The organism is Oenococcus sicerae (genome assembly GCF_004102045.2).
Classification (GTDB): domain Bacteria; phylum Bacillota; class Bacilli; order Lactobacillales; family Lactobacillaceae; genus Oenococcus; species Oenococcus sicerae.
In genome coordinates this window covers 108,807-133,036 of sequence record NZ_CP029684.2, presented here as the reverse complement: position 1 = coordinate 133,036, position 24,230 = coordinate 108,807, and the positions used below count along the sequence as shown (strand labels likewise).

At 39.6% G+C, this 24,230-nt stretch carries 29 protein-coding genes and 1 pseudogene; 20 read left to right on the top strand and 10 right to left on the bottom strand.

The window, feature by feature from the left end:
* Positions 1–7: 7 nt before the first annotated feature.
* Complete coding sequence (locus DLJ48_RS00750) at positions 8–1,042, bottom strand: branched-chain amino acid aminotransferase (RefSeq protein ID WP_128685029.1); 1,035 nt, start codon at positions 1,040–1,042, stop codon at positions 8–10.
* Positions 1,043–1,085: 43 nt separating this feature from the next.
* Complete coding sequence (locus DLJ48_RS00745; protein WP_128685027.1) at positions 1,086–2,357, bottom strand: PTS sugar transporter subunit IIC; 1,272 nt, start codon at positions 2,355–2,357, stop codon at positions 1,086–1,088.
* 325 nt (positions 2,358–2,682) lie between these two features.
* Between DLJ48_RS00745 and DLJ48_RS00740 the strand changes: the two genes are divergently transcribed.
* Positions 2,683–2,898, top strand: a complete 216-nt coding sequence (locus tag DLJ48_RS00740; protein ID WP_128685025.1) for a hypothetical protein — start codon at positions 2,683–2,685, stop codon at positions 2,896–2,898.
* On the opposite strand, the gene DLJ48_RS00735 is transcribed toward DLJ48_RS00740, so the two are convergent.
* The gene (locus DLJ48_RS00735) at positions 2,899–3,561 is read right to left on the bottom strand and encodes a histidine phosphatase family protein (RefSeq protein WP_128685023.1); all 663 of its coding nucleotides are present in this window, start codon (positions 3,559–3,561) and stop codon (positions 2,899–2,901) included.
* A 40-nt stretch (positions 3,562–3,601) separates the two neighbouring features.
* Here DLJ48_RS00735 and DLJ48_RS00730 point away from each other — a divergent pair, with 40 nt between their 5' ends.
* The gene (locus DLJ48_RS00730) at positions 3,602–4,357 is read left to right on the top strand and encodes an alpha/beta hydrolase family protein (protein ID WP_128685021.1); all 756 of its coding nucleotides are present in this window, start codon (positions 3,602–3,604) and stop codon (positions 4,355–4,357) included.
* A gap of 34 nt (positions 4,358–4,391) precedes the next feature.
* Positions 4,392–4,721: a hypothetical protein gene (locus DLJ48_RS00725; RefSeq protein WP_128685019.1), complete on the top strand. Its 330-nt coding sequence runs from the start codon at positions 4,392–4,394 to the stop codon at positions 4,719–4,721.
* A 3-nt stretch (positions 4,722–4,724) separates the two neighbouring features.
* Here DLJ48_RS00725 and DLJ48_RS00720 read toward each other — a convergent pair whose 3' ends face one another.
* Positions 4,725–5,639, bottom strand: a complete 915-nt coding sequence (locus tag DLJ48_RS00720; RefSeq protein ID WP_128685017.1) for an NADP-dependent oxidoreductase — start codon at positions 5,637–5,639, stop codon at positions 4,725–4,727.
* A 169-nt stretch (positions 5,640–5,808) separates the two neighbouring features.
* Here DLJ48_RS00720 and DLJ48_RS00715 point away from each other — a divergent pair, with 169 nt between their 5' ends.
* The 6 genes from DLJ48_RS00715 to DLJ48_RS00690 all read left to right on the top strand — a co-directional run bounded on the left by DLJ48_RS00715 (position 5,809) and on the right by DLJ48_RS00690 (position 11,607).
* Positions 5,809–6,723, top strand: coding sequence for a lactate/malate family dehydrogenase (locus tag DLJ48_RS00715; RefSeq protein WP_128685015.1), 915 nt, complete (start codon positions 5,809–5,811; stop codon positions 6,721–6,723).
* A 44-nt stretch (positions 6,724–6,767) separates the two neighbouring features.
* Positions 6,768–7,913, top strand: a complete 1,146-nt coding sequence (gene tgt / locus DLJ48_RS00710; RefSeq protein WP_128685013.1) for a tRNA guanosine(34) transglycosylase Tgt — start codon at positions 6,768–6,770, stop codon at positions 7,911–7,913.
* A gap of 35 nt (positions 7,914–7,948) precedes the next feature.
* Positions 7,949–8,323, top strand: a complete 375-nt coding sequence (gene yajC / locus DLJ48_RS00705; RefSeq protein WP_128685011.1) for a preprotein translocase subunit YajC — start codon at positions 7,949–7,951, stop codon at positions 8,321–8,323.
* A gap of 44 nt (positions 8,324–8,367) precedes the next feature.
* Positions 8,368–9,060, top strand: a complete 693-nt coding sequence (locus DLJ48_RS00700) for a metal-dependent hydrolase (RefSeq protein ID WP_128685009.1) — start codon at positions 8,368–8,370, stop codon at positions 9,058–9,060.
* Positions 9,061–9,078: 18 nt separating this feature from the next.
* The gene (locus DLJ48_RS00695) at positions 9,079–10,038 is read left to right on the top strand and encodes a DHH family phosphoesterase (RefSeq protein WP_128685007.1); all 960 of its coding nucleotides are present in this window, start codon (positions 9,079–9,081) and stop codon (positions 10,036–10,038) included.
* A gap of 204 nt (positions 10,039–10,242) precedes the next feature.
* Complete coding sequence (locus tag DLJ48_RS00690; RefSeq protein ID WP_128685005.1) at positions 10,243–11,607, top strand: DEAD/DEAH box helicase; 1,365 nt, start codon at positions 10,243–10,245, stop codon at positions 11,605–11,607.
* 58 nt (positions 11,608–11,665) lie between these two features.
* Here DLJ48_RS00690 and rpsT read toward each other — a convergent pair whose 3' ends face one another.
* On the bottom strand, positions 11,666–11,932 hold the full coding sequence (gene rpsT, locus DLJ48_RS00685) for a 30S ribosomal protein S20 (protein WP_128685003.1): 267 nt from the start codon (positions 11,930–11,932) through the stop codon (positions 11,666–11,668).
* 17 nt (positions 11,933–11,949) lie between these two features.
* Positions 11,950–12,219, bottom strand: a complete 270-nt coding sequence (gene rpsO / locus DLJ48_RS00680; protein ID WP_128685001.1) for a 30S ribosomal protein S15 — start codon at positions 12,217–12,219, stop codon at positions 11,950–11,952.
* A gap of 259 nt (positions 12,220–12,478) precedes the next feature.
* On the opposite strand from rpsO, the gene DLJ48_RS00675 reads away from it, so the two are divergent.
* The 5 genes and pseudogenes from DLJ48_RS00675 to rplT form a co-directional block, all read left to right on the top strand.
* Complete coding sequence (locus DLJ48_RS00675) at positions 12,479–14,377, top strand: ribonuclease J (RefSeq protein ID WP_128684999.1); 1,899 nt, start codon at positions 12,479–12,481, stop codon at positions 14,375–14,377.
* The gene (locus tag DLJ48_RS00670) at positions 14,370–15,329 is read left to right on the top strand and encodes a hypothetical protein (protein WP_128684997.1); all 960 of its coding nucleotides are present in this window, start codon (positions 14,370–14,372) and stop codon (positions 15,327–15,329) included. Before DLJ48_RS00675 ends, DLJ48_RS00670 begins: the two co-directional genes overlap by 8 nt.
* Before the next feature lie 221 nt (positions 15,330–15,550).
* Complete coding sequence (gene infC, locus DLJ48_RS00665; protein ID WP_243148687.1) at positions 15,551–16,078, top strand: translation initiation factor IF-3; 528 nt, start codon at positions 15,551–15,553, stop codon at positions 16,076–16,078.
* Positions 16,059–16,256 (top strand): 50S ribosomal protein L35, encoded by a 198-nt coding sequence (gene rpmI / locus DLJ48_RS00660; protein WP_128684995.1) that lies wholly within the window; start codon positions 16,059–16,061, stop codon positions 16,254–16,256. The genes infC and rpmI overlap by 20 nt, the downstream gene beginning before the upstream one ends.
* Before the next feature lie 22 nt (positions 16,257–16,278).
* Positions 16,279–16,680: pseudogene (gene rplT / locus DLJ48_RS00655) on the top strand (50S ribosomal protein L20); the annotation flags it as partial.
* Between the two features lie 248 nt (positions 16,681–16,928).
* Here rplT and DLJ48_RS00650 read toward each other — a convergent pair.
* The 3 genes from DLJ48_RS00650 to DLJ48_RS00640 are packed head-to-tail and all read right to left on the bottom strand — an operon-like array spanning position 16,929 to position 18,641.
* Complete coding sequence (locus DLJ48_RS00650) at positions 16,929–17,885, bottom strand: peptidylprolyl isomerase (protein ID WP_128684991.1); 957 nt, start codon at positions 17,883–17,885, stop codon at positions 16,929–16,931.
* Positions 17,886–17,943: 58 nt separating this feature from the next.
* A complete protein-coding gene (locus DLJ48_RS00645; protein ID WP_128684989.1) occupies positions 17,944–18,219 on the bottom strand; it encodes a hypothetical protein in 276 nt (91 codons plus the stop codon).
* Positions 18,220–18,221: 2 nt separating this feature from the next.
* The gene (locus tag DLJ48_RS00640; RefSeq protein ID WP_128684987.1) at positions 18,222–18,641 is read right to left on the bottom strand and encodes an HIT family protein; all 420 of its coding nucleotides are present in this window, start codon (positions 18,639–18,641) and stop codon (positions 18,222–18,224) included.
* Positions 18,642–18,680: 39 nt separating this feature from the next.
* On the opposite strand from DLJ48_RS00640, the gene DLJ48_RS00635 reads away from it, so the two are divergent.
* Genes DLJ48_RS00635 through trmB form a run of 3 tightly spaced genes read left to right on the top strand, consistent with a single transcriptional unit; the run spans position 18,681 to position 21,115 of the window.
* Positions 18,681–19,415 (top strand): ABC transporter ATP-binding protein, encoded by a 735-nt coding sequence (locus DLJ48_RS00635; protein WP_128684985.1) that lies wholly within the window; start codon positions 18,681–18,683, stop codon positions 19,413–19,415.
* Positions 19,408–20,466 (top strand): ABC transporter permease, encoded by a 1,059-nt coding sequence (locus DLJ48_RS00630; protein WP_128684983.1) that lies wholly within the window; start codon positions 19,408–19,410, stop codon positions 20,464–20,466. The genes DLJ48_RS00635 and DLJ48_RS00630 overlap by 8 nt, the downstream gene beginning before the upstream one ends.
* On the top strand, positions 20,450–21,115 hold the full coding sequence (trmB, locus tag DLJ48_RS00625) for a tRNA (guanosine(46)-N7)-methyltransferase TrmB (protein ID WP_128684981.1): 666 nt from the start codon (positions 20,450–20,452) through the stop codon (positions 21,113–21,115). The genes DLJ48_RS00630 and trmB overlap by 17 nt, the downstream gene beginning before the upstream one ends.
* Here trmB and DLJ48_RS00620 read toward each other — a convergent pair.
* Positions 21,112–21,432, bottom strand: coding sequence for a hypothetical protein (locus DLJ48_RS00620; protein WP_128684979.1), 321 nt, complete (start codon positions 21,430–21,432; stop codon positions 21,112–21,114). The two genes, trmB and DLJ48_RS00620, sit on opposite strands and share 4 nt — an antisense overlap.
* Before the next feature lie 37 nt (positions 21,433–21,469).
* Here DLJ48_RS00620 and ytpR point away from each other — a divergent pair, with 37 nt between their 5' ends.
* The 3 genes from ytpR (at position 21,470) to DLJ48_RS00605 (ending at position 24,195) form a co-directional block, all read left to right on the top strand.
* Complete coding sequence (ytpR, locus tag DLJ48_RS00615) at positions 21,470–22,081, top strand: YtpR family tRNA-binding protein (RefSeq protein ID WP_128684977.1); 612 nt, start codon at positions 21,470–21,472, stop codon at positions 22,079–22,081.
* A 2-nt stretch (positions 22,082–22,083) separates the two neighbouring features.
* Positions 22,084–23,391, top strand: a complete 1,308-nt coding sequence (gene murC / locus DLJ48_RS00610; RefSeq protein WP_128684976.1) for a UDP-N-acetylmuramate--L-alanine ligase — start codon at positions 22,084–22,086, stop codon at positions 23,389–23,391.
* Between the two features lie 81 nt (positions 23,392–23,472).
* On the top strand, positions 23,473–24,195 hold the full coding sequence (locus DLJ48_RS00605; RefSeq protein ID WP_128684975.1) for a Bax inhibitor-1/YccA family protein: 723 nt from the start codon (positions 23,473–23,475) through the stop codon (positions 24,193–24,195).
* Positions 24,196–24,230: the final 35 nt, after the last annotated feature.

Here is a 24,230-nt window from a genome sequence, read left to right as displayed (position 1 = left end):
TATTTTTTTATTTCAAAGGTACGTCAACTTGCCAGCCTTCGGGACCTTTTTCATCCCCATCTTGAATGCGGCTTAGGCGGTCGTACAGTTTTTGTGTGTAGGGTCCAACTTTGGTTTCGCTGAAGAATACATGTTTGTTGCCATTATGGGTAATGGAGCCGACTGGTGAAATAACAGCAGCCGTGCCCATCGCACCGGCTTCAGCAAATTGGTCCAGATCGTAAACACTGATCGTTGTTTCTTCAGGATCCATGCCAAAGTCGTCAGCGATCTGCAGCAAAGACTTTTTTGTGATTGAAGGTAGAATGGAAGGGGACTTAGGTGTTTTAAATTGACCATCTTTTGTAACACCGAAGAAATTAGCACCGCCAAGTTCTTCGATATTTTCATGCAGTCTTGGATCAAGATAGACCACATCAGAATAACCTGCTTTTTGCGCAATCGAACCCGGCAGCAGACTAGAAGCATAGTTGCCAGAGACTTTAGACTGGCCAGTACCGCCATGGGCTGCACGATCGTAAGGGCTCGTGACATAAGCTGTTGGTTTCATACCACCTTTATAATAAGGACCGACCGGTGTAACTAAGATATGAAACTGAAAACTGTCAGCCGGATGAACCCCAATAACTTCACCGGTGCCGATCAAAAATGGTCGAATATAGAGTGTTGCGCCAGAACCATAAGGCGGCACGAAGTCTTGGTTTGCTTTAACAACTTCCTTAACAGCCTCAACGAACCTTTTTTCTGGGAATGGTGCCATGAGTAAACGTTTAGCCGAATTGTGCATGCGTTTAGCATTCATATCAGGACGGAACAAATTGACGCCGCCATCCTCCCGGCGATAAGCTTTCAAACCTTCAAAGGCTTCCTGCCCATAATGCAGAACGTTAGCCGCTTCAGACATTGTGACTGACGAGTTGCTTGTTAAATGCCCCTCGTCCCATTTACCATCTTTATACTCAGCATGAAAACTGTAGGGTAAATCAAAATAATTAAAGCCTAAATTGGGCCAATCAAAATCTTCTGCTTTTGCTTTTACCATTTACTAAACTCTCCTTTGAAATCATTATCAAACTTTTTTTAAATTAAACAACATCAAGATGCAGATCGTTCGTACGTGTTTTACCAACACTCTTTAAGAAACGATACCAAGCCCAAGAAATAACAGCTGGTCCAACAAGTCCAAAGACGATCATGATACCAAGCCCGCCCCAACCATATGAAAAGCCAGAGTCTTTTGACATTGAAAGAACATTTAATGGTGCAGTGAGCGAGGAAAATCCAAGTCCGCCAAGTGCTGAAGGTACTTTGAAACCAGCAACTGTAACGGCGAGTGATGACATAACCATTGCAGCAACCATAGGTCCGAGGGCTGTTAAGGGTGACTTGATAACATTTGGGAATTGAATCTTAGGCGTTACTAACCCTTGTGCGATATTGGCACCAGGATTATTTTGATTGAAACTCATGGCCGTGAAACCAGCAAAGGCAGCACAACAACCGATTAGAGCAGCACCAGCTGACATTGGATCAAGACCAACAGCGACGGCTAGAGCAGCCGATGAAGCGGGTGTCATTAAGAACCAGAACCAAGCAAATGAAACGATTGCAGAACCTAGAACTGGATTAACTTTCATTGTGTTTGCGAGCGCTTCTGAAACAGAAGTTAAAAATGGCGTGGTTACCGTTGCAGCACCGAGCCCCACGATCGCACCAACCAGCGTTGCACAGAAAGGTACGATAAACATGTCTAATGGTGTTTTGCCAGTCATCCACTTGCCAACTAAGACGGCAGTAAGTCCGCCGATAACTGCTGAAACCGGCTGGCCAACAGTGGTGATAGTTGCGCCGGCAAGTTGTGGTGCGACCCAGCCAGTTGCGGTTGTGGTTGCCTTTAAAGCTGTCTCTGTGAAATAGATTGAGTTAGCACCAACAGTTGCAGCGATCATAGCTGAGAAAGTTGTCAGTGTTGTTGAACGCATTTGAATAGCAATACCGGCACCGATAGCAGGTGCTAACAGATGCTGACCCAAAATACCGATCATTTGCAGAGGTACCCAATGGAGCAGATTTCCGGCTGTATTCAAGAGAATTGAAATTCCCAGAATAACCAAAATTGCGTTTGAAACACCTTGACTGACTGTGTAGACCCAGTCGGACATTTTCATTTTCTTTTCTGGACGTGTCAAGGGACCTGATCCCGGCCTCAGCTCTTCTGGCTGAGCACGGTCAGTTTTAAATTTTGCTGCAGCCGACATTGCTTGGGCATAGGCAGAATCTCTTTCTTGTGTTGTCATCGAAGCCGGATCTTGATTAAATACGTCAGACCCAGCATTCGGTTTGCTGTTTGCTGTCATTTCTTCTCCTTTAGAAACAAAAAACCCGCTCTAGTTTGTAATTAACTAGAACGGGTTTGAAAATCTTCAACCATGCTAGCCAGTCATCTTTCGACGACTGACAAAATCAATCAGTCGTCACTGTGTAATTAGCAACACGACGCTGATCAAAATAATTGATGCATTCATATTCATTTGTGAACAATTACTTCGCATGTACTCTCTTTGAGTTGCCCTTTAGATTACACGGCGAATTAAAAATTGTCAAGCGCTTTTAAATATGTAATATATTTGTAATTTTTATAACTTTTAGAAAGAATGTAAAATTAAGAGACAAGGAGTAAAGATGCCCTTAATTTTTCTATTTATCGTGCTGCTGATTTTGGCCGCAGCCTTTGGCTTCATTTCGTTTGGTGTCACAGCAGCCTTAGTACCGATTTTGATCGTGATTTTTGTGATCGGCCTATTATTCTCATTGATCCATTTGATTTGGCATGGCATTGGCCTGATCATTCTCTTTATTATTGCGTTGGCCATTTATGATTGGCTCAAAAAGCGCTGATCAAATTTTTTTATCATCAAAGCTGAGGAATCTGAAGTGACCATTTTCATAAAACAGTTTCGAGACTGACCCGTTTTTCGGCCGAGCATGCAGGCTTATTTTGTCTTCGCCATAGCGATCAGCTAAGGATAATAACGTATTGCCATGAGAAATAAGTAAAACATTTGAGTTGTCAGCAATGGCAGTATTTTTGAATAATTTGTCAAATCCTTCGTCGATTCGTGCCCAATATTCATCGTCATTTTCTGCATCGTGCCAAGGATCGGCGGCTTTTAAGAAATCCTTCGTTGAAGGCAGACCGTAATTATCAACGATCTCAGCGTAGCTTTTTAAGCCGTAAGGCGCGCCGGCGTCCAGCCAAGCTACATCCATATTAGAACCCTCGAAAGAACCGTAAAATTGTTCGCGAAAATTTAACAAACTAATTAGTTTTGGCTGAAAATCACTTGTATTTTCATTAAGAATGATTTGAGCCGTATCAATTGCTCGTGTTGTATCGGAGCTATAAGCGGCTGAAAAATGAATATCACTCAATTTTTCACCGGTTTGTTTAGCATCCGCAAGACCATTCTCGGTTAAAGGAGAATTTCCCCAGCCCTGTAATTTGTTGTAACGATTGAAATATGTTTGCCCGTGGCGAACCAAATAAAATGTGATTTTCATAAGCACCTCTACTCACATTTTAGTCTGCTAGAATGACCATATGACAAAGATTTCTGATATTTCTTATGGCATAGATGCAAAACAGAAAATTGATCTTTATTTACAAGATTTTTCAGCCCCTTTGGTTTTTTATGTGCATGGCGGCGGCTGGTGGCAGGGTGATAAAGAAAAGGATCTGAAAGTTTTTCAGGCCTTGTTTCAGGCCGGATTTTCTGTGGCTTCGACGAATTATCGGTTAGCAGATGAAAAGCACCTTTATCCGACCCAGCTGGACGATACTCGCTCAGCTTTAACGTTTTTGATCAATAGTGATTATCAATTCAACAAAAAAAATATCTCACTGTTTGGTGCTTCATCGGGAGCAAATATCAGCGTTTCTTTATCGATCGAAACAGGATTTCCAACTGTTTCTTGGTCTGGCCAATTCGATTTCAAAGGATTTCTAGCTACGCATACGGCAATTGCTGGTCGCAAAGCAGCTGACAATCCAGATCCGGATAAGGGCAGCAAGATGGCGTCCTATTATAAATGGATTTTAGAAAGACTTTTTAATGGTGATTTATCTAAAGTTGATCAAGCAACGCTGCAGCATCAAATCACACCGGCAACAGGGAGCATTTTATTAGTTAATTCTGCTGCCGAATTGGCTCCGATCGAGGAAGTTTACAAAATGCAGTCAGCCTATATTGAAAATGGTCTCGAAGTTTCCACGCTTATTTTTCCAGGAGATCGGCACGCCTTAGCCTATGCTGATGATGCATTACCCGTGACAATTGATTTTTTGAAGAAACATTGAGTTTTTTTAAATTTCGATGTCTTAAAATGAACCTATGAGTGAAGATAAAATTCCTGAAACGATGCAGGCGGTTCAAGATCGAGTACTTTTGATGAAACACCGCGGCTTTGCTGTGAGTGAAGAACAAGTGATCGGCCAGTCTGTAAAAGATGGTTTGCAGGCGATCGTCAACGATTTGCTTGATGGCGAATATTTCACCGTACAATTGATTGACCAAAAAGACTTTGCGATTGTCGGCATCGCTGGTAAACAAGAGGGCCGCATCACGGCAAAAGGTGATAGTTTTCTCAGTGATTTCAAAAAAAATCCCGATCTACTCTGGGATTATTTATGGGATCAAGCTGAAAAAATTATCGGCCGTTAATTTTTAAAATTCTAAAATTATTTTTCCTAATGGATGACCTGTTTCAAATTGCTGATGGCTTTTTTTAAGATTTTCTAAGTTAAATTTCATCATGTGTGCGATTTTGATTGTGATGCGATTACGGCTGAGATCCAAAAGAAGTTGTGACAATGTTTGGCCGGAAACTAGGTAATAGCTTGCTGCATCAAAGGCTGAATTCTTAACGTTATCAGTTAAATTGACTGTTGAGCGAAGTTTTCCGCTGCTTTTTAGTACTTTTAAGGACTGTTCTTGAGTATTTCCACCGACCGTATCCAAAACAGCGTCCACTTTTTCTGTTATTTTCGTAAAATCGTCTTTTTTGTAATCAAACACTATGATTTTTGGGTCGAATTCGGTTAAAAATGCTTTGCCTTTGTCACTGGCTGTTGCATAAATCTTTGTTGCACCACTATTTTTAGCTGCTTGAATAGCGGCAAAACCGACCGAGCCACTGCCGCCATGAATCAAAATGGACTGTCCTTTTTGCAGGTCAAGTTCTTTAGTGATGCCTTGATAGCCGGTTTGGTAGCCAAGAGCGACACCGGCTGCCTGTACAAAAGTAACATTATCAGGAATCAAAGCTAACTGTTTTTCTAAAGCAATTACTTGCCTAGCGTAGCTTTGAAGATGGGTGCTGGCTGCTACGCGGTCGCCGATAGTAAATTGAGTGACCTCCGAACCGATCGCTTCAACGATGCCGGCCACACTTGATCCAAGGACTGTTGGCAATTTATCTGCTCCGTCAAAGGCGCCAGCTCGATATTTCACATCATAGGGGTCGATAGCAGTGGCATAATTTTTAATTAAAAGCTCGTGTGATTTTAAATCACCAGGCGTTTTTTCAGTTTCATAAAAAACGTCAACATCGCCAAATTTATTTATTTCAATTGCTTTCATCGGAATTCTCCTTAATTGCTCAAACAAATACGTTCCACTCTATTATAAATAGACAAGCTGAAAAACTGCCATTGAAAACGTTTCTAAAAATAAGCGGATGCTGCGAATATTTTTGATCCGTTTTTTAACAGTAAATTATAATTAAGGTGTTACAAAGTGAGGGCGAAAAATGCGCAAAATCGGAATTATCGGAATGGGCCACGTCGGATCGACCTTGGCTCACATTATTATCGACCGCGGTATGGTTGATGAAATCGTCTTATTGGACGTTAATCAAAAACATTTAACAGCAGAGAGTCTGGACTTTAGAGATGCCCAGTCTTTTTTGACTCACCATACAAAAATTTTAGCTGGCAGTTATCGCGATCTTAGCGATGCTGATATTGTCGTTAGTACCTTTGGGAATGTGAACTTGACTGCTAAAACCGGTGATCGTTTTGCTGAATTGAAATTTAATCTTGAACAGATTCAAACTATGGCTAACCAGCTTAAAGCGGCTAAATTCAATGGTGTTTTTTTAACGATCACAAATCCTGTGGATGTGATCACGAGCGTTTATCAAAAAACATTGGGTCTTTCAAAAACGCAAGTTTTTGGTACAGGTACATACTTAGATACATCTAGATTAAAGCGGGAAATTGGCGAACGTTTTGATGTTGATCCGCGAGCAGTTTCGGGTTTTGTGGTAGGTGAACATGGCGATTCGCAGTTTCCAGCCTGGTCTTCGATCAAGGTTTTAGAGCAGCCTATTTTAAAAATAGCCGAAGAGCGCGACATTGATGTGACTGATCTAGAGCAAGCCACTAAGCGGGCAGCCTTTGATGTGATCGATGGCAAAGGTTACACGAATATCGCGATCGCAAGTGCTGCTGCGGTTTTGATCGATATGATTTTAACTGATAGCCATGGAGAAGCGATCGTTTCTCGTTATAATGACAAATTAGGCTGCTATATTTCTTTACCTGCGATCATCGGCCGAGAGGGGATCGTCCGTGAAATACATCTGCCTTTAAATCGAGCGGAAACAGCTAAATTAAAAACCAGTGCCAGATCGATCAATGAGAAAACGAAATTATTTGAGTAATTGAATCCATCTAGTTGACTAATTTTTGTTTTACAATGATATTTATGACCAAATTACCCGTAACTTACGAGCTATTACATGTTGACAAGCACACCGGCGCACGCCGCGGTGTGATTCATACGCCTCATGGCGACTGGCAAACACCTATGTTTATGCCAGTTGGCACACAAGCAACCGTTAAATCCGTGCAGCCGCGCGAATTAAAAGAAATTGGTTCCCAGTTTATTTTGGGAAACACCTATCATTTATGGATTCGTCCTGGAGATGATTTGATCGCAAAAGCTGGCGGCCTGCATAAATTTATGGATTGGGATCAAGCGATTTTAACTGATTCCGGAGGTTTTCAGGTCTTTAGTTTAGCTGATTCTCGATCAATTACGGAAAAGGGGGTCACTTTTAAGAACAATATTGATGGTTCGACGATGTTTTTGTCACCTGAAGTGGCCATGAAAATTCAGAATAATCTGGGTGCTGATATTATGATGCAGTTAGATGAAGCAGTTCCGTATTTCGAAAGTTATGATTACATTAAGCAATCAACTGAGCGTTCAGCACGTTGGGCACAACGAGCACTTAAAGCACATAAAAAAACAGATAGCCAAGCACTTTTTGGTATCGTTCAAGGTGCTGGTTTTAAAAAAATTCGAGAGAACTCCGCTAAAGATTTAGTTTCGTTAGGACTGCCAGGTTATGCGATCGGTGGCTTATCGGTTGGCGAATCCAAAGCTGAAATGAATCGTGTTTTGGATTTCACGACGCAATGGCTGCCGGAAAACAAGCCGCGTTACTTGATGGGTGTCGGTGCACCGGATTCGCTGTTTGATTCTGTGATTCGCGGCATTGATATGTTTGATTGCGTTTTGCCAACGCGTATTGCCCGCAAAGGCAGTTTGATGACCAGATTTGGCCGGATCGTGATTACAAATCATAAGTATAAAGAGGACTTTAGTCAGCTTGACGAAGATCTCGACGATTATGCCTCAACTCATTTCACTAAAGCTTACCTGCATCATCTTTTTAACACAAATGAATTGTTAGCTTATAATTTGGCTTCCATTCACAATCTTCGTTATCTGCTAAAACTCATGGAAGATATGCGTACGGCGATTGAAAATGATCAGCTTTTGGATCTTAGAGAAAAGGTTCTTGAAGAATATGGATACAATAGACCAAATGCTCGTCTTTTCTAACTAAGCTTTGATAGAATAGTAAATTGGAGGATTTTATGTTCAATAACTTAATTATAGCGGCCGCAAAAAGTAACTCGAGTTCTTGGGTACCGATGGTCTTAATCTATGCTGTTTTGATTGGTGGTATGTTTTGGTGGTCTTCTAGACGCCGTAAACAAAATGCAGCCCAGCAAGAGAAAATGCATACAGAATTGGTTAAAGGGGCCAAAGTAGTCACAATTGGTGGTTTGCACGGTGTTGTTGATTCGATCGATAGTGAAAAGAAAATTGTGACATTGGATGTAGAAGGCGTTTTTCTGACTTTCGATCAGCGGGCAATTGCTAAAATATCTCCAGCAGAAAGTACCAAAACAGCTGACAAAATTACCGGTCCTGCGGATGATAAAGACGATAAAAAAGAATCAAAGTAAAACAGCCGGTTTGAGCTGTTTTTTATTTTAGGAGATAAACGAAAATGAAAATCACTTATTTTGGTCACAGTGCTTTTAGAATTGTATCCGGCAAGTCTGCCATATTAGTTGATCCTTTTTTGACAGGCAACAAACATACGAAGGTTGATCCGAATGACTTAAAAGCTGACTATATCTTGCTGACACATGTTCACGGTGATCATGTGGGAGACGGTTTTGATATTGCCCGACGCACTCATGCAACGATCGTGACCCAGACAGATTTTGCTGAATATATTAATCATTCTTTGCCCGAAGCTCATGATTGCCATGCAGAAGGTATTAATTTTGGCGGCACATTTTACGCGGACGATTTTTCCGTAAAACTGTTTCCGGCTTGGCATACCGATGCTAGCGTTGTTGATGGTCGATTGATGCCGCTTGGTGTTGCTTCAGGCATGGCGATCACGGTTGAGAATAAGTTAATTTATGATACAGGTGATACTTGTTTGTTTTCCGATCTTAAGTTAGTTGCTAGGAAGCGGCCAGTAGATTTAGCTTTGATCTGCATTGGCGGTCACTTTACGATGGACGCTGATGATGCACTGGTGGCAGCTGATTTTCTTCAGGCCAAACGTGTGATTCCCACTCACTACAATACAAATCCAAGTATTCAAGCCGATCCGCAAAAATTTATTGATCAATTAGCTACGGGTGTTGGCTTTTTGCCTACAGTTGATCAAGAATTTGTTTTCTAGTTCGGATAGACTAGAAGCATGGATATTCAAGAGAAAATTTTAAGACAAATTGAGAAATATCAAACAATTATTATTCATCGCCATCAGCGGCCGGACCCGGATGCTATTGGTTCGCAGCTTGGCCTAAAAGCCGGTCTTCAAGCAGCTTTCCCAGAAAAAAATGTTTATGCTGTTGGCAAAGAAATAACCGGGCTAACTTGGGTTGGCAGCATGGACAAAGTCGCTGACTCAATTTATGATAATGCCTTGGTAATTGTGATCGATACGGCAAATTCTGTTCGAATCGACGATGATCGTTTTAATAAAGGGGATGCCTTGATCAAAATTGACCACCATCCCAATGATGAACCCTACGGTGATTTAATGTGGGTCGAACCTACTCGCTCATCCTGTTCAGAAATGGTGACTTTTTTCTTAGACACCAATCTGCCGCTTCAATTAACGCAGGATTCAGCTCGTGATTTATATATTGGCTTAGTAGGTGATACGGGCCGCTTTATGTATGCGTCAACACCGGAAACCTTAATTGCTGCTAGCAAACTATACCGTTTTGCAATTGATTTTGAGAAAATCAATCGGAGAATGTCTTCGATCAGTTTGGTACAGGCACGTTTTTCTGCTGTTGTTTATGGCGAAATGAAAGTTGAAGATGCTGTCGGCTGGATCACTTTGACACGAGCGGAAATTGAAGCAGCCCATCTTGGCAGCGAGGGAACGAATTTTATTGTTGGTATGTTTGGTGCTATTAAAGAAGTAACTGCTTGGGCCAATTTTATTGAAAACGACGATGGCAGTTTTCGAGTTCGTTTACGTTCCAAAGGACCGAATGTTAATGAGATCGCTAAATTACATAACGGTGGTGGACACGATATGGCTAGTGGTGCCAAGGCGAAAGATCTTGCGGAAATTGACCAAATTGTGAAAGAGTTGAAAACATCAACTGAAGCATTTAAAAAGCAGTCATTTTCGATGGAATGAGTTTTTTCGTCTGCAGTTTAGGACAATTGTGTGCTCGAACTGTTAGACTGATTAGGCGGAACTAAAAATCGTTTTAAATTCAATTTTGATCCTATTGAATTATTTTTCAAGTTTAAAAAACATCGCCTAAACAGCTTCGTTAAACGGGAATTAGTCGTAAAAAAGAGACGAATGAGGCAAAGGGCTCATTGATTAACTAAATAAATGACAAACCAATTTGGACAATTTAATTTAAAAGCAAATATTATAAAAGCGATAGATGGCATTGGCTTTGTTAAGCCGACCAAAATTCAGCAGCGTTTGATTCCGGCAGTGATCGCTGGTCGAGATGTCGTTGGTCAATCACAGACGGGATCTGGTAAAACACATGTTTTTTTGTTAGCCATTTTCAATGCTTTGGATCCTTCGGTCAATGAGGTCCAAGCCGTTATTACATCGCCATCTAGAGAATTAGCTGAACAACTTTACGAGGCTTTTCGTGATTTTCAAAAAAGCCTTTCAGAAATTGATAAAAACTTTAGTAATTTAAGAATTGCAAATTACGTTGGCGGCACTGATCGTCATAAACAAACGAAGCAGCTTGAAAAGAATCAACCGCAAGTGGTTATTGGTACTCCAGGCCGGTTGAAAGACTTTTTGGGTCAGAATTTGTTACTGGTCAATCACAATAAGTTTTTCGTGGTTGACGAAGCTGATATGGCTTTGGATATGGGCTTTTTGACTGATGTTAATATAATTGCAAGCGCTATGCCATCGGATTTGCAAATGCTGGTTTTTTCGGCGACGATTCCAGATAAATTAACACCTTTTTTGAAGAAGTACATGAAAGAACCACTGATCGAAGAAATTCCAGTTTCAACAGTTGTTGCTGATACGATTGACAATTACTTGTTAGCAACTAAGTCCAAAAACAAAAATGAAGTTATTTATGATCTATTGACGCGTGGCGAGACTTACTTAAGTTTGGTCTTTGCCAACACGAAAGAACGTGTACATGAAATTGCTAAGTTTTTGACTGCTCAAGGTTTGAAGGTTGCTGAGGTTCATGGTGGTATCGAGCCAAGAGAACGTCGTCGTACGATGAGACGTATTAAAAATCAAGAGTTTCAGTATGTTGTTGCTAGTGATCTGGCTTCTCGTGGCTTAGATATTGAAGGCGTTTCCGAAGTTATTAATGATGATATCCCGGTTGATTTAGAGTTTTTTATCCATCGAGTTGGCCGGACCGGAAGAAATGGTTTGTCTGGGACTGCTATTACACTTTATGGCCCCGATGAAGAGGATAAAGTTGAGCAATTGGAACAGCTGGGTATTAAGTTTCAGCCAAAACAATTAAAGGACCACCAATTAATTGATGTTAAGGATCGCAATCAGCGCAGCCATCGACATGCTTCTCAAAAACAGCTTGATCCAGAACTAATTGGTCTTGTTAAGAAGAAAAAAGCTCATGTGAAACCGGGTTATCGGCGACAAATCCAAGGTGCGATCAGATTTAAACAAATCAAGGACAAAAAGGTAAGCCAAAGAACAGCTTCTCGAGCCAGAAGAAAAGCAAAATCAGATAAATGAGAACACAATAAAACCCGATTCATTGTGAATCGGGTTTTATTATTAATTAAAATAATAATTACTTAGCGCTGGCAGATTTAAGCAAAAGATAAAGACGAGCCTTGTCACGGGAAGCCTTGTTCTTTTTGATTAAATTCTTGCTTTGCGCTTTATCAACGGCAGCGCTTGTCTTACTATATAATCTGTCGAGATTATCAGCACCGGCAGCAGCAGCTTTCTCAAAGTTTTTGATAGCCGTACGGTAGGCACTGATTTGTGGCACACGTATAGCACGTTCAACTTTATTCAAGCGATCGCGTTGAATTGAAGATTCAATAATTGGCATTTTTTCCTCCTAAAATATTAACGACGAAGTCCGAGCTTCGAAATAAGTTCACGATAACGAGCGACATCATTGTCACGCAAGTAACGCAGTAAGTTACGACGATGACCGATTTTCTTCATCAAGCCACGCTGTGAAGAAAAATCATGTTTGTTTTCGCTCATATGGTTATTCAGTTCGTTAATATCAGCAGTCAAAACAGCCACTTGAACTTCTACAGAACCAGTATCGCCACTGTGGCGAGCGTATTCTTTAATAATCTGGTTCTTTGCTTCTTGAGTTAAAGCCATGTATACCTCCTCAAATTTTCCAGTTACCGGGCAATTCGTAAAGGCAAATTCGCGAATAACTAAGCAAAAGGATCACTGTGTAAACACAGCTCTTATATTGTAGCAAAATAATTTAGTTTTTTCAGCTTTGATTTTTGTTCTAGGGCTTTTTATGTTTCGAAAAAATGTTAAACTTACTGTATTGAATCCATTTTGGACTAACGTCTACGCGTCCAGGAAAATTTTCAAATTTTTTAAAATAACAAAGAGGTAATATTTCATGGTAAAAACTGCTCTGTCCATCATCCCATTTGGTGGCGTCCGGGAAAACGGAAAAAACATGTATGCCGTTACAATTAACGACGAAATTTATATATTGGATGCTGGACTGAAGTATCCAGAAACGGATCTTTTAGGAGTCGACGTTGTCGTTCCTGACTTTAATTATTTGGTTGACCATGCCGACCAAGTCGTAGGTGTCTTTTTGACACATGGACATGCTGATTCGATCGGGGCACTTCCTTATCTGCTCGAGGCTTTGCGTGTACCTGTATTTGGCACGGAATTGACGATTGATCTAGCCAAACAGCAAGTTGCTAGACGCGAATCTCTGTCGGATTTTAATGATTACAATGTTGTGACAGCAGATTCAGTTGTTGAGTTTGGTAAGACAAAAGTTTCGTTTTTCAGTACAACACATTCAATTCCAGATTCTATTGGTATTGTTTTGGAAACCGAGTATGGTCAAATTGTCTATACCGGGGACTTTAAATTTGACAATACAGCTAAGGAAACATACAAGACCGATTACGCGCGTCTCACTCAGATTGGTCAGCGAGGTGTATTAGCTTTACTGGCTGATGTTAATGGTGTGGAAACGCCTGGCGAGTCGGTCAATGAATCTGCAATTGATGAGTTTGTTTTTCAAACTTTTCGTGAAAATGCTGATCACCGAATTATTGTTGCAACAGTGGCTTCTAATATTCAGAGAATTCAAGAAGTTATTAATGCAGCTTTTCAAACTGGACGAAAAATCGCTATTTCTGGTAATGATTTGGAACAAGTGGTTAAAACGGCTTTGGATTCAAACCGCCTGATTCTACCTGCCAGTTACAATAAATTATTTACGAACATTAAAAATGTAAAATCAATTGAAGCTAATAAACTGACGATTCTTGAAACTGGTAAAATGGGCGAACCGATCCGTGATTTGCAGAGGATGGCAAGCGGTGATGACCGATACGTTTCCTTTAATGAAAACGATTTGATTTTTATTGCCACCACACCATCTATTTCTAGCGAATCGATCATGGCCAAGACACGTGATTTAATTTTCCGTCGCGGTGCTAACGTTATTTCGATCAAAGATAATTTGCGTTCCTCGGGTCATGCCAGCCAAAATGATTTACAGTTCATGCTTAATTTTATGAAACCGAATTACTTTTTCCCGGTTTCTGGTGAGTATCGTGTTTTCTCCGTAGCTGATTATCTGGCGCAAGAGGTTGGTCTGGCTAAAGACCATATTTTCTTGTCTATGAAGGGTGATCAATACAAATTTAATTCAGAAAATAATAGTTTTAAGTTAGAAGATTCTTTCGAAGTTGATGACACGATGATTGATGGTTCCGGTAATACTGATGTTGGCAACATTGTACTGCGTGATCGTAAAATGCTTTCTGAGGATGGCGTTGTGATCGCGGCTGCAACAATTGACCGTAAGAAAAAGAAGGTCGTCGCTGCGCCAAGAATTACGACGCGCGGCTTTATTTTTGTCAAAACGAATCGTGAACTGATTCATGAATCGGCCAAGGTCATGGTGGACCAGATCGAACTTTATTTGGATAACAGTGAAGATTTTGATTGGAATGATTTGAAATCCGGTGTCAAAGATGCTATGGCAAAGTTTTTCTATGAAAAGACTAAACGTCGGCCTGTAATTATGCCAGTTGTGATGGAAGTTAATCAAAATCGTCGACCGAATAATAAGAAAAAAACCGAATCTACTTCTAAAAAAGAAGTTGTAGCAGAAAAAAATGAGAAAAAAGAGACTCCTAAGAACCGCCGGCCAAGACCAAGGGTTAAATCCACACCACGATCAATTCGACCGAAAAAGGAAACGCTTGAAAAAATCAATGCAAAATTAGCTGAGAAACAGCAAAATGTTGAAGAGAATGTCTGATAGTTCACAACAATTGTCTTTTGATGAATTAGTTAAGCAAGGCCACTTGGAGTTTGATCACAATAATTTTCACCAAGCAGCTGATTATTTTGAAATGGCTTATAGTCAAAAGCAAGAGTTGGATCTTAACCGAATTCTAGTTGGTACTCTGTATGAGGATCAGCAATATAGTCTTGCAAATGTTTATTTGGAAGATTTCATTGATGATTACTTGAACAGCAAAGAATTGTTTAAATTAGCGCTGAACATTTTGTTGAAGAATCAGAATTTTATCTATGCCCGTGAAATGGTTAATTTTGCTGATCCTCGTTGGTATGATGAGGCTTTTGAACAGGTTGAGCGTGACGAAGCCTTGTCGCGTTCACAAATGGCGGCGACACAAAAAACGTTAGCTCAGTCTTTCTATCATTTGTCTGATGGTGGTTTTGCTAAACAACGAAGTCGTTTTGAAAGTTCTTTTAAATTACCGCTACATGAGTGGTGGAGTGGTGCCAAGTTTTTGCTGCTAGATCCTTATATAAGCCCTTTGATTCGATCGAGCTTAATTGAAACGGCTCAAAAACTTCGGATTGATGAAAAAGTTGATTTTTATTGGATCGACAAGAAGATCTATCAGGTTACGCCATCTGATTTAAAAGAATTGCTATTGATGGATAGCTACGTTTGTCTCAAAAAACGATTAGACCAACAACTGGGAGCTGATGATCCGGTTGCTAGTGAAATGCTCACAGCAAACTTAAGGATGCAGACCAGCTTGCTCTATCCTAAGATTTCCACTGGTATATTTGAGACTGAGAATTGGATTGATGAGATGATTAATCAGTACAATGGTGCAACTGGTATTTCGAAGATGTCCGATAAACAAAGAGCTATTTTCGATCAGCTTGATACTTTAATTAATCAGATTGTTAAAAGTGAGCACGATGAAGAGAAGCGTGCTTCACATAATTAATTATGTTATACTAGTTGGGTTGAATTAAGTAGAGGTTCCCGCCTCTCGCCGCATGTGAAATACCATGTTGGTTGATTATTCTTTTATGAGGCGGGTTTTGCATGATTGCATGACTCGCTTTTTCTAACTTAAAATGGAGGATTTTTCTTATAGCAAGACCACAGCAACGGCCCAAGCGCCAAATTGATCTAGTCAATGAAAATATTCACTTCCACGAAGTGATGCTCATTGATAGCGGGTCACAAAAGGTTATGAGTACTCGCGATGCTCAAAAAATCGCGAATCAAAGAAGTCTGGATTTAGTTATTGTACAAGCGAAAGCTCAACCACCAGTCGCTAGAATCATGGACTGGGGTAAAGTTAAATTTGAGCAACAAAAGAAAATTCGTGAGAACAAGAAAAAGCAAGTAATTGTTCAAACTAAAGAAGTCCGATTAAGTCCTGTTATTGGTGAAGGAGATTTTGAAACACGCAAGAAAGCGGCGACAAAGTTTCTGGTAGCGGGTAATAAGGTTAAACTGAATTTGCGTTTTCGTGGTCGTATGATGACTCATCAAGATGTTGGCCGTAAAGTACTTTTGAATATGGCTAAACAATTGAGCGAGTTAGCTAATATTGATCAGATGCCGCAGCTACTAGGACGTCAGATGTCCTTATTGCTTTCGCCTAAGCCAGATGTTGTTAAAAAAGCTCAATCCGAAAAGAAAAACAAAATAAAGGAGAATACAGATGCCAAAGATGAAGACTAATCGCGCAGCAGCAAAGCGTTTCAAGAAAACTGCTTCAGGTGGATTCAAAGCCGCTCAAGCATTTACTTCCCACCGTTTTCATGGAAAAACTAAGAAGCAGCGCCGCCAATTACGTGGAACTGCTATGATGAACAAAGTTAATGTTAAGCGCTACGCAAAGATATTAAGTAATCTATAATTTTTGGTCAAGGAGATAAGTTATGCGAGTTAAAGGAACGAACGTTACACGTATTCGTCGTAAGAAAATCATCAAGTTGGCCAAAGGCTACCGTGGCCAACGTCATATTAATTTTAAAGTTGCTAAGCAACAGGTTTGGAAATCATATCTGTATTCTTATCGTGACCGCAAGAATGTTAAACGCGATTACCGTAAATTATGGATTGCGCGTATCAACGCGGCAAGTCGCATGAATGGCATCTCTTATTCTCAGTTAATGCATGGTTTAAAGCTGGCCGGCATTGATCTGAATAGAAAAATGTTGGCGGAATTGGCGATCACTGATTTTACAACTTTTTCAAGTCTTGCTGAAGCTGCGAAAAAACAAGTTTCAGCACCTTTGCGTAAGGCACCTACATTAGATAATGATGTTAAAATAGCGCGTGTTGACAATGGTGGTGCAAAACCACTTGTACTTGAACCTGGCAAAAAAACTGTTGCTGAACCAGCAGTAGCTGTGGTTGAGAAACCAACAGCAGCTTCTACTGTTGCTGCAATTAAGGCTTATCTTGATGCGAATAGCATTAAGTATACTGCCAGTGCTAAAAAAGCTGATTTACTTGCATTAGTTAAGTAAATGCTGTTACATAAAAAGCCCTAGTCAATTAAGACTAGGGCTTTTTTGTTGGTTTATTATTTGCTCGAGGATGATTTAGCACTGCTGGAAGAGCTTGAACTCGTCGTTGTGCTAGAAGAATTAGAAATGATATATTGATCAATTGCATTCTTCAATGTTGGATAGGATGATGATTTGACCTGAACATCGTTCTTATTCATTACTTTACCAATAATCTTTTGAATCTTAGTTGTATTGTTGGAATTGTTAACCCATGTGTTGATAATTGAGTTTGTTAAAATATTTTTATAAGTTGAAATTGATTTTTTTTCAGCTCTTGAATTTAATTTGACGATAATATATGCAGAATTACTTTTAACTGCTTGTTCCGTATATGATCCAACTTTCAATCCCTTGGCTGCTTTGATGATTGACGAGGAGACAACGGAAGAAGTCGAATCGAAACTGGGCATCAATCCGCCTTTAGAAGCAGTAGATGTGTCAGAGGAGTTTGCCTTGGCCTCTGAAGCAAAACTTTTACCAGCCTTTAAGTCTTTTAGGACTGTATCAGCCTTGGCTGAACTGCTAACTGTAATAGTTGAAACACTCATTTTAGGCGTGTAGCTTTGATAAGCTTTTTTTAATTGAGCTGCTGAAACTTTGTGATAATCCTTAACTGCTTGAATTAAGAGAAGTTGAGTTCGAACCTGTTTTTTATATGCCGAAGCAGTGGTGCTTTGTTCGGATAAGTATGTTGACCATGAACTACCATATTGAGCTTTTTGTTGACTGTATTCGCTGTCAACAACTGACTGAGCGACTGATTTTCCGTAAAACTTTTCCAAAGAATTGTTCATAACCATACTGACAAAGAGTTGTTCGCCTGCGGATGTTTTTGTAACCGATGACATATATTGAGCTTCGGTAATCGCACCAGATTTCGAGGTAACGAGAACTTTTGATGTATTTAATGCAAGATAGGCAGAACCGGCTAAAAACAAAAGCACGATTGCTGTCCAAACAAATTTACGCATATTTCCTCCGTGAGTTTATAACCCTTTAATTCTAACGGAAGTTAGGCCTTAACTCAAATTATTTCTTTGAAAAAGGATATTTGACAGTTGACAATTCTTCTTTCAATGATGCCAAATCATTGTCTAACTTCTGTGTGGCTTGATCGATTTCTTTTTCTCCTTGATCGAAATGTTGCGAAAGCTGATCGAGATTATTTTTTTGCACAGAACTTTGCATCGTCAAGATTTTAGCCGCCTGAAATGCTTTTTTCAATACGGATATTTCAGTTTTAAACAGATTGATCAGCTGATCAATCTGTGTTTGAAAAAAATTCTTTGTGTTTTGCTGATCCATATTCAAAACTGCTCACGAATAGATTTGGCAACTGCTTCGTATTTGCTGGGGCTATATTCATCTGAATGATCAACTGCGCCTGGCAGATCCAGTCCGTCGTCTTGATACCTTGGAATGATGTGCCAATGCGAGTGGGGGACTGATTGCCCAGCTGCTGCACCGTTATTAGATAAAATATTGATGCCGATGATCTTAGGATTGGAAGCTTTGACTGCCCGTGCGATCACAGGCAGTTTGCTCAAAACTTTTGCCGATAGGTCATCATCGTAACTATAAATATCCTGTACATGTTTTTTAGGAATGACCAATGTATGGCCCGGGGTTGCTTGAGAAAGATCTAAGAAAGCTAAAACATCATCATCTTCGTAAACTTTATAACTGGGAATTTCACCACTTATGATTTTATCGAATATATCTGTCATGCCTACATTATATCTATCTGCTAAAATTTAATCGATACTATGACATTAGAAGTGACTCATTTGACTGGCGGATACAGCCAGGTTAATACAATTAAAGATTTAAATTTTACGGTCCCGTCGGGTAGCTTGACAGCGTTGATTGGTTTGAATGGCTCAGGCAAGACAACTACGATTAATCATGTGATCGGTTTAATGACAGCGAAATCGGGAACAATTTCTTTTGATGGCCTAGATAGCCAAAAGGAAGCGATCCAATATCAAAATAGTTTAGCCTATATTCCTGAATTGCCTGTCATATACGATGATCTAACATTGCGAGAACATATCCAGACAACGATTTCCGCTTACCATCTCGATGCTCAAAAAGCCGAGCAGGAAGCTGAACGATTATTAACTATTTTCCGACTGTCTGATAAACAAGATTGGTTTCCGATCGATTTTTCTAAGGGCATGCGGCAAAAAGTGATGATTGTGACGGCGTTTTTAGCGGATAAGCCGCTTTTAGTAATTGATGAGCCTTTTATCGGCCTGGATCCCTTAGCTGTTGCGGATTTGATTGAATTATTGCAGGAAAAAAAAGCTGCCGGTAAAACGATCCTAATGAGTACACATGTGATCGAAGAAGCCGAACAATTTGTTGATGATTTTTTGCTGATTGATCAAGGGAAAATTCGTGTACAAGGCAAATTAAAGGATATTTTTAAGGCTTTTCCCAAACAAAAGAACATCAATGAAATTTATTTTCGGTTAGCGAAAGAGGTTGAACATGAATGATGTTTTTCAGCACCGTCGACAAATATCCTTTCGAAGAAATTTTCGCTATCTAAGCCGTGCTTTTAACGACCAGTTTATTGGTTTTCTGTTCATCGCAGTTACATTATTAGGCTATGAATATATACATAGTTTGTCTACTGTGAAAAATGGTTATTGGCTGATTTTACCGCTGCTGATCATCAGTGTATTTGGTCTTTTTTTTGGTGATCTCACAACCTATCTGCAGACAGCTGATCAAGTTTTTTTGATTGCCAATTTTCCAGATCTAGAACGTCAATTGAAATATTCACTTTTTAGATCACTGCTGTTCTCTTTTGCGATTCAAACAATGCTAAATATTATTCTGCTGCCGATGATGTTGAAAGTATCTGGTTGGTGGTTTGCATTTTGCTATTATTTATTTTCGCTATTCGTCAAGCTGCTTTTGCTGATATTAAAATATAACAAAATGGTCCAGAAGCAAAAAATCAATTGGCCGTATGCTATTAATCTTGAATTAAGACGTGTCAATCGCATCAATCTATTTTTCAATTTCTTCACAGATGTTAAAGAAATTAAACATGATAATCGGCCAACAAGAATTTGGGATTTTGTGCTTAACAAACTGCAGCGATACAACAAAAGCTATCACTGGATTCTCTTTACACGTTATTTTTTTAGAAGCCGGCAATTTATGTTAACGATGATTGCAACAACGATTTTGGGTATGCTTTTAACAGCTTCGCTGCCATCGCTTGTCGCTGCAACCATTGCTGCTATTTTTATTTTGTTTGCAATTGCCTATCAATTGAAGCCGATTTTCTCACATTATGCTCAGCATCGAATTGCACGCATATATCCACAAGATAGTGAAAAGCAATTAGCCGATTTTCAACTTTTAGCAACTAAAATTTTTTCACCGATTGTCTTGTTGCTACTGATTTGCTTATTATTTGGCCATCAGTCAACAGCGGTTTCGATTTCATTTTTAATTATTGGTCTAGCCGCTTGGCTGATCGTGAAAGGGTATTTGCCTCGTTTGGTAGGATTTAAATATGAGATTAAGAAGTAAAAAATGGGCTAAGCCCTTTATCAACGATCATCGTACTCTAATCATTGATAATCCATCAGCTGAACTAATGAAGGGCAAGTGGGCAAGCAATTTTCAAAATAAGCGTCCAATTTATTTAGAAATCGGATCTGGTAAGGGCCAATTTATTTTGGAAAACGCTATAAAATATCCAACTATCAATTTTATTGGTTTAGAAATTCAGCCAACAGCTGTGGCAATTGCTGGTAAAAATGCTGTTGAATCAGGCAAGCCATTAACTAATTTGCGATTAATTCTTGGCAACGGTGCTGATCTAACCACTTATTTTGCTGAAAATGAAATTAGTAAACTGTTTTTAAATCATAGCGACCCTTGGCCGAAAGCTAAGCACGAAAAAAGGCGCTTGACTGCCCCTAATTTTTTAAAATCATATGCAGAAATTTTAATGCCTGCCAGCGTGATTGAATTTAAAACTGATAATCTTGGTTTGTTTGAATACTCATTGACAAGTTTTAAAAATTTTGGCCTTGTTTGGTCTGATAACGAAATTAGTTATGACCTGCATAATGAAATCAAAAAAAATCCTGCCAATATCGAAACAGAATACGAAAAAAAATTTGCATCAATGAATCAACCGGAATATTGGATCAAAGCTAATTTCCCAGCTTAATTTAGAATATCTACAGAAAATATTTCACCTGTGTCAGCATCTGCTACGAAGCTGATGCTTTTTTCCTCACCTTTTTCATTTGTAATTTTGGCACCACCGTTATAGACGCTGGCTGCGTCGTACTCATCGCCGCCAATACGCTGGCCTTTAATCCATGCGTTTGAAACTTTTCCCTGCTCAGAAAGTGTGTTTTTAACAATTTCGAGAATTTTATCAGCATTATTTTCTTTGATTTTTTTTGCTAACAAAATGGAAAGGCCGCTGCCTAATAAAATACCGATTGAAGCAGCAATTAAGTTACCATGTTTTTTGTTCATGCAAATCATTATATGATTTTTGTTTTAAGATAGAAATATGCTTGTTGCCGATTACAATTCAGACACTTTAATTCTTTTTCTTGCACCAGAGGTAGAAAATTCACTTTCAGAAACGAAAAACACCATCACGAGGATCTACAGCGGCGATCAAACGCTGGCATATCATTTTGCTGGCTTGCCAGAGCCTCAAAAAGGCCCGTTAAACTTAAATTCAGCTCAAATAGCAGAATTAAATGGACTGCTTCTCAGAACTGGTTTTAAGGCTGAATTAGCCCCTGATACTCAGGCGAAATTTGTGATCGGCTATGTTGATTCAATTTCAGCGCATCCAGACTCTGATCATTTGCATATTGCTCAAGTGAAAATTTCTGAAGATAAATTGGTTCAAATCGTTTCTGGCAGCCCTAATCTTGCATCGGGTGTCAAAACAGTCGTTTGTTTGCCTGGTGCAATTATGCCTTCTGGCAAAATTATTTGGCCGGGTCAATTACGCGGAATTGATTCTTATGGCATGATGGCTGCTCCTAGAGAACTCGCTTTGAAAAATGCACCTGACCATGCTGGGATGATCATATTGCCAGATGATTTTGCAGAAATCGGCGACAGTTTTAATTTTGAAAAAGCAAATCAATTGGAGTTTAATAACTAAACATGACAACTTATTATTTTATTGGTATCAAAGGAACAGGCATGGCTAGTTTGGCTATGATTTTGCATGATCAAGGTCATCGGGTGCTGGGATCTGATATCGCTAAAGAAACTTTTACTCAATTTCCATTGATCAAGGCTGGTATTCAGATTACGGATTTCGACCCAGCACTGATTAAAGATGATTACGTCATCGTCAAGGGGAATGCTTTTGCTGATGACCATCCACAAGTTTTGGCAGCCCATAAAATCGGAGCACAAGTTTTGACTTATCCGCAGGCTGTTGAAGAAGTGATTCGCAGGCATTTCACGATTGCCGTTGCTGGGGCCCATGGAAAGACGAGCACGACGAGCTTGCTATCACATATTTTAAGTGCTTATAAACCAACTAGTTTTCTAATTGGTGATGGCGTTGGTCAAGGCATTACGAATTCGAAATATTTCGTTGTTGAAGCCGATGAGTATGACCGTCATTTTCAGCCTTACACACCACAGATTGCTATTATCACGAATATTGATTGGGATCATCCAGATTACTATAAAAGTTTAGATGATGTGGAAAAAGCTTTTGCCGAATTTGCAGATCATGTACAACAAACAATTTATGCTTATGGCGAAGATCCGGAAATCAAAAAATTGCGTCCTAAAACCGCTAAGATTTGTACCTATGGTTTAGAGAAAACTGATGATCTGTATGCCGCTGATATTCTTAGAAAGACAGAAGGCAGCTATTTTTCCGTTTTTAAAAACGCTATCAAAGTTGGTGACTTTTTTACGAGCATCGAGGGAAATCATGGTATTTTGGATACTTTGGCAGCGATTGGGGCTGCAGACGATTTAGGGTTATCGGCTGATCAGATTCAAAAAGAGCTGCTGACCTACAAAGGCGCCAAACGGCGCTTCAGTATCAGCAAAGTTGCCGACTTAACAATTGTTGACGACTATGCACACCATCCCAATGAGATTAAAGCAACGATCGATGCGGCCAGACAAAAGTTTCCTGATCAACAACTTGTGGCTGTTTTTCAGCCTCATACTTATACGCGGGTACGCGCTTTTAAAGAAGAATATGTCGAAGCTTTAAAAGCTGCTGATAAAGTTTATATCACACCCATCTTTGGTTCTTTACGAGAAAAAGCCGGCAATGCTAAAAGTGAGGATATTTTGTCTGAACTTCCGAATGCCGCTGCGATACTAACTGAAAAAAATGCGTTTGATAAATTGAGCGGTGAACATGGTTCTGTACTTGTATTTATGGGTGCTGGGGATATTGAAAAGTATGAAACTGCATTAGTTGATGGCTATAAATGAGATTAAATATAAATAAAATGGTCAGTAATAGTCAGACCATTTTGTAAATTGCCTGTTATAATAGTCAGAAAGGAGGTTAAAATGCAAAATTTTTCTGATAATCGCGTGTTAAAGGACGTAACTGATTCAACAAATGAATCTGGTTTAGCGGCATTTTTCCAACGTACTTACGCATATATGGGAGCGGCATTGCTGATAACCTTTGGCTTAGCTTATGCATTAGCTTATCCATTTTATACGCAGTTTAGCCAGTTTTATGCCAGCCATGGGATGATCACTTGGATCGTTTTGGCAATTGCGCAGTTAGCGGTTGTTTTTTTGATCGGACGCAACGCGTTGAAAAATCCAACACTGGCACTTGGCGGTTTGTTAGCCTTTGCGGTTGTTGAAGGTATCTTCTTTGGAGCACTTTTTGCCATGTACAGTGTGACATCAATTGTTTCGGCTTTCTTAATGGCTGCCGTTGATTTTGCCGCGATGTCCTTGTACGGCTTTTTTACAAAAAAGAGTCTGGCTGGATTGGCGCCGATTTTATTTGGCGGTATGATCGCAGTCATCGTCGGCTTGATTCTCAGCATATTTGTTCCTGGTTTTAATTTGATCATTTCTATTTTAGCTGTTGTTGTTTTTAGTGTTTATACGGCCTACGATAACAACCGTTTGAAACAAATGTATTTTCAATTAAAAAGCCAAGGAAACGATACAACGAATGGCTTGGCAATTTCAGGTGCGCTGAGTTTGTATCTTGATTTTGTTAACATTTTCGTTTATTTGCTAAGAATTTTTGGTAATCAAAGAAACTAAGCTAATATGTACAGAATGATGGAATCCGCTATACT

Coding starts and splice junctions, on each gene's coding strand:
- DLJ48_RS00750 (WP_128685029.1), bottom strand. CDS start 1,042: ATGGTAAAAGCAAAAGCAGAAGATTTTGATTGGCCCAATTTAGGCTTT.
- DLJ48_RS00745 (WP_128685027.1), bottom strand. CDS start 2,357: ATGACAGCAAACAGCAAACCGAATGCTGGGTCTGACGTATTTAATCAA.
- DLJ48_RS00740 (WP_128685025.1), top strand. CDS start 2,683: ATGCCCTTAATTTTTCTATTTATCGTGCTGCTGATTTTGGCCGCAGCC.
- DLJ48_RS00735 (WP_128685023.1), bottom strand. CDS start 3,561: ATGAAAATCACATTTTATTTGGTTCGCCACGGGCAAACATATTTCAAT.
- DLJ48_RS00730 (WP_128685021.1), top strand. CDS start 3,602: ATGACAAAGATTTCTGATATTTCTTATGGCATAGATGCAAAACAGAAA.
- DLJ48_RS00725 (WP_128685019.1), top strand. CDS start 4,392: ATGAGTGAAGATAAAATTCCTGAAACGATGCAGGCGGTTCAAGATCGA.
- DLJ48_RS00720 (WP_128685017.1), bottom strand. CDS start 5,639: ATGAAAGCAATTGAAATAAATAAATTTGGCGATGTTGACGTTTTTTAT.
- DLJ48_RS00715 (WP_128685015.1), top strand. CDS start 5,809: ATGCGCAAAATCGGAATTATCGGAATGGGCCACGTCGGATCGACCTTG.
- tgt (WP_128685013.1), top strand. CDS start 6,768: ATGACCAAATTACCCGTAACTTACGAGCTATTACATGTTGACAAGCAC.
- yajC (WP_128685011.1), top strand. CDS start 7,949: ATGTTCAATAACTTAATTATAGCGGCCGCAAAAAGTAACTCGAGTTCT.
- DLJ48_RS00700 (WP_128685009.1), top strand. CDS start 8,368: ATGAAAATCACTTATTTTGGTCACAGTGCTTTTAGAATTGTATCCGGC.
- DLJ48_RS00695 (WP_128685007.1), top strand. CDS start 9,079: ATGGATATTCAAGAGAAAATTTTAAGACAAATTGAGAAATATCAAACA.
- DLJ48_RS00690 (WP_128685005.1), top strand. CDS start 10,243: ATGACAAACCAATTTGGACAATTTAATTTAAAAGCAAATATTATAAAA.
- rpsT (WP_128685003.1), bottom strand. CDS start 11,932: ATGCCAATTATTGAATCTTCAATTCAACGCGATCGCTTGAATAAAGTT.
- rpsO (WP_128685001.1), bottom strand. CDS start 12,219: ATGGCTTTAACTCAAGAAGCAAAGAACCAGATTATTAAAGAATACGCT.
- DLJ48_RS00675 (WP_128684999.1), top strand. CDS start 12,479: ATGGTAAAAACTGCTCTGTCCATCATCCCATTTGGTGGCGTCCGGGAA.
- DLJ48_RS00670 (WP_128684997.1), top strand. CDS start 14,370: ATGTCTGATAGTTCACAACAATTGTCTTTTGATGAATTAGTTAAGCAA.
- infC (WP_243148687.1), top strand. CDS start 15,551: ATGCTCATTGATAGCGGGTCACAAAAGGTTATGAGTACTCGCGATGCT.
- rpmI (WP_128684995.1), top strand. CDS start 16,059: ATGCCAAAGATGAAGACTAATCGCGCAGCAGCAAAGCGTTTCAAGAAA.
- DLJ48_RS00650 (WP_128684991.1), bottom strand. CDS start 17,885: ATGCGTAAATTTGTTTGGACAGCAATCGTGCTTTTGTTTTTAGCCGGT.
- DLJ48_RS00645 (WP_128684989.1), bottom strand. CDS start 18,219: ATGGATCAGCAAAACACAAAGAATTTTTTTCAAACACAGATTGATCAG.
- DLJ48_RS00640 (WP_128684987.1), bottom strand. CDS start 18,641: ATGACAGATATATTCGATAAAATCATAAGTGGTGAAATTCCCAGTTAT.
- DLJ48_RS00635 (WP_128684985.1), top strand. CDS start 18,681: ATGACATTAGAAGTGACTCATTTGACTGGCGGATACAGCCAGGTTAAT.
- DLJ48_RS00630 (WP_128684983.1), top strand. CDS start 19,408: ATGAATGATGTTTTTCAGCACCGTCGACAAATATCCTTTCGAAGAAAT.
- trmB (WP_128684981.1), top strand. CDS start 20,450: ATGAGATTAAGAAGTAAAAAATGGGCTAAGCCCTTTATCAACGATCAT.
- DLJ48_RS00620 (WP_128684979.1), bottom strand. CDS start 21,432: ATGAACAAAAAACATGGTAACTTAATTGCTGCTTCAATCGGTATTTTA.
- ytpR (WP_128684977.1), top strand. CDS start 21,470: ATGCTTGTTGCCGATTACAATTCAGACACTTTAATTCTTTTTCTTGCA.
- murC (WP_128684976.1), top strand. CDS start 22,084: ATGACAACTTATTATTTTATTGGTATCAAAGGAACAGGCATGGCTAGT.
- DLJ48_RS00605 (WP_128684975.1), top strand. CDS start 23,473: ATGCAAAATTTTTCTGATAATCGCGTGTTAAAGGACGTAACTGATTCA.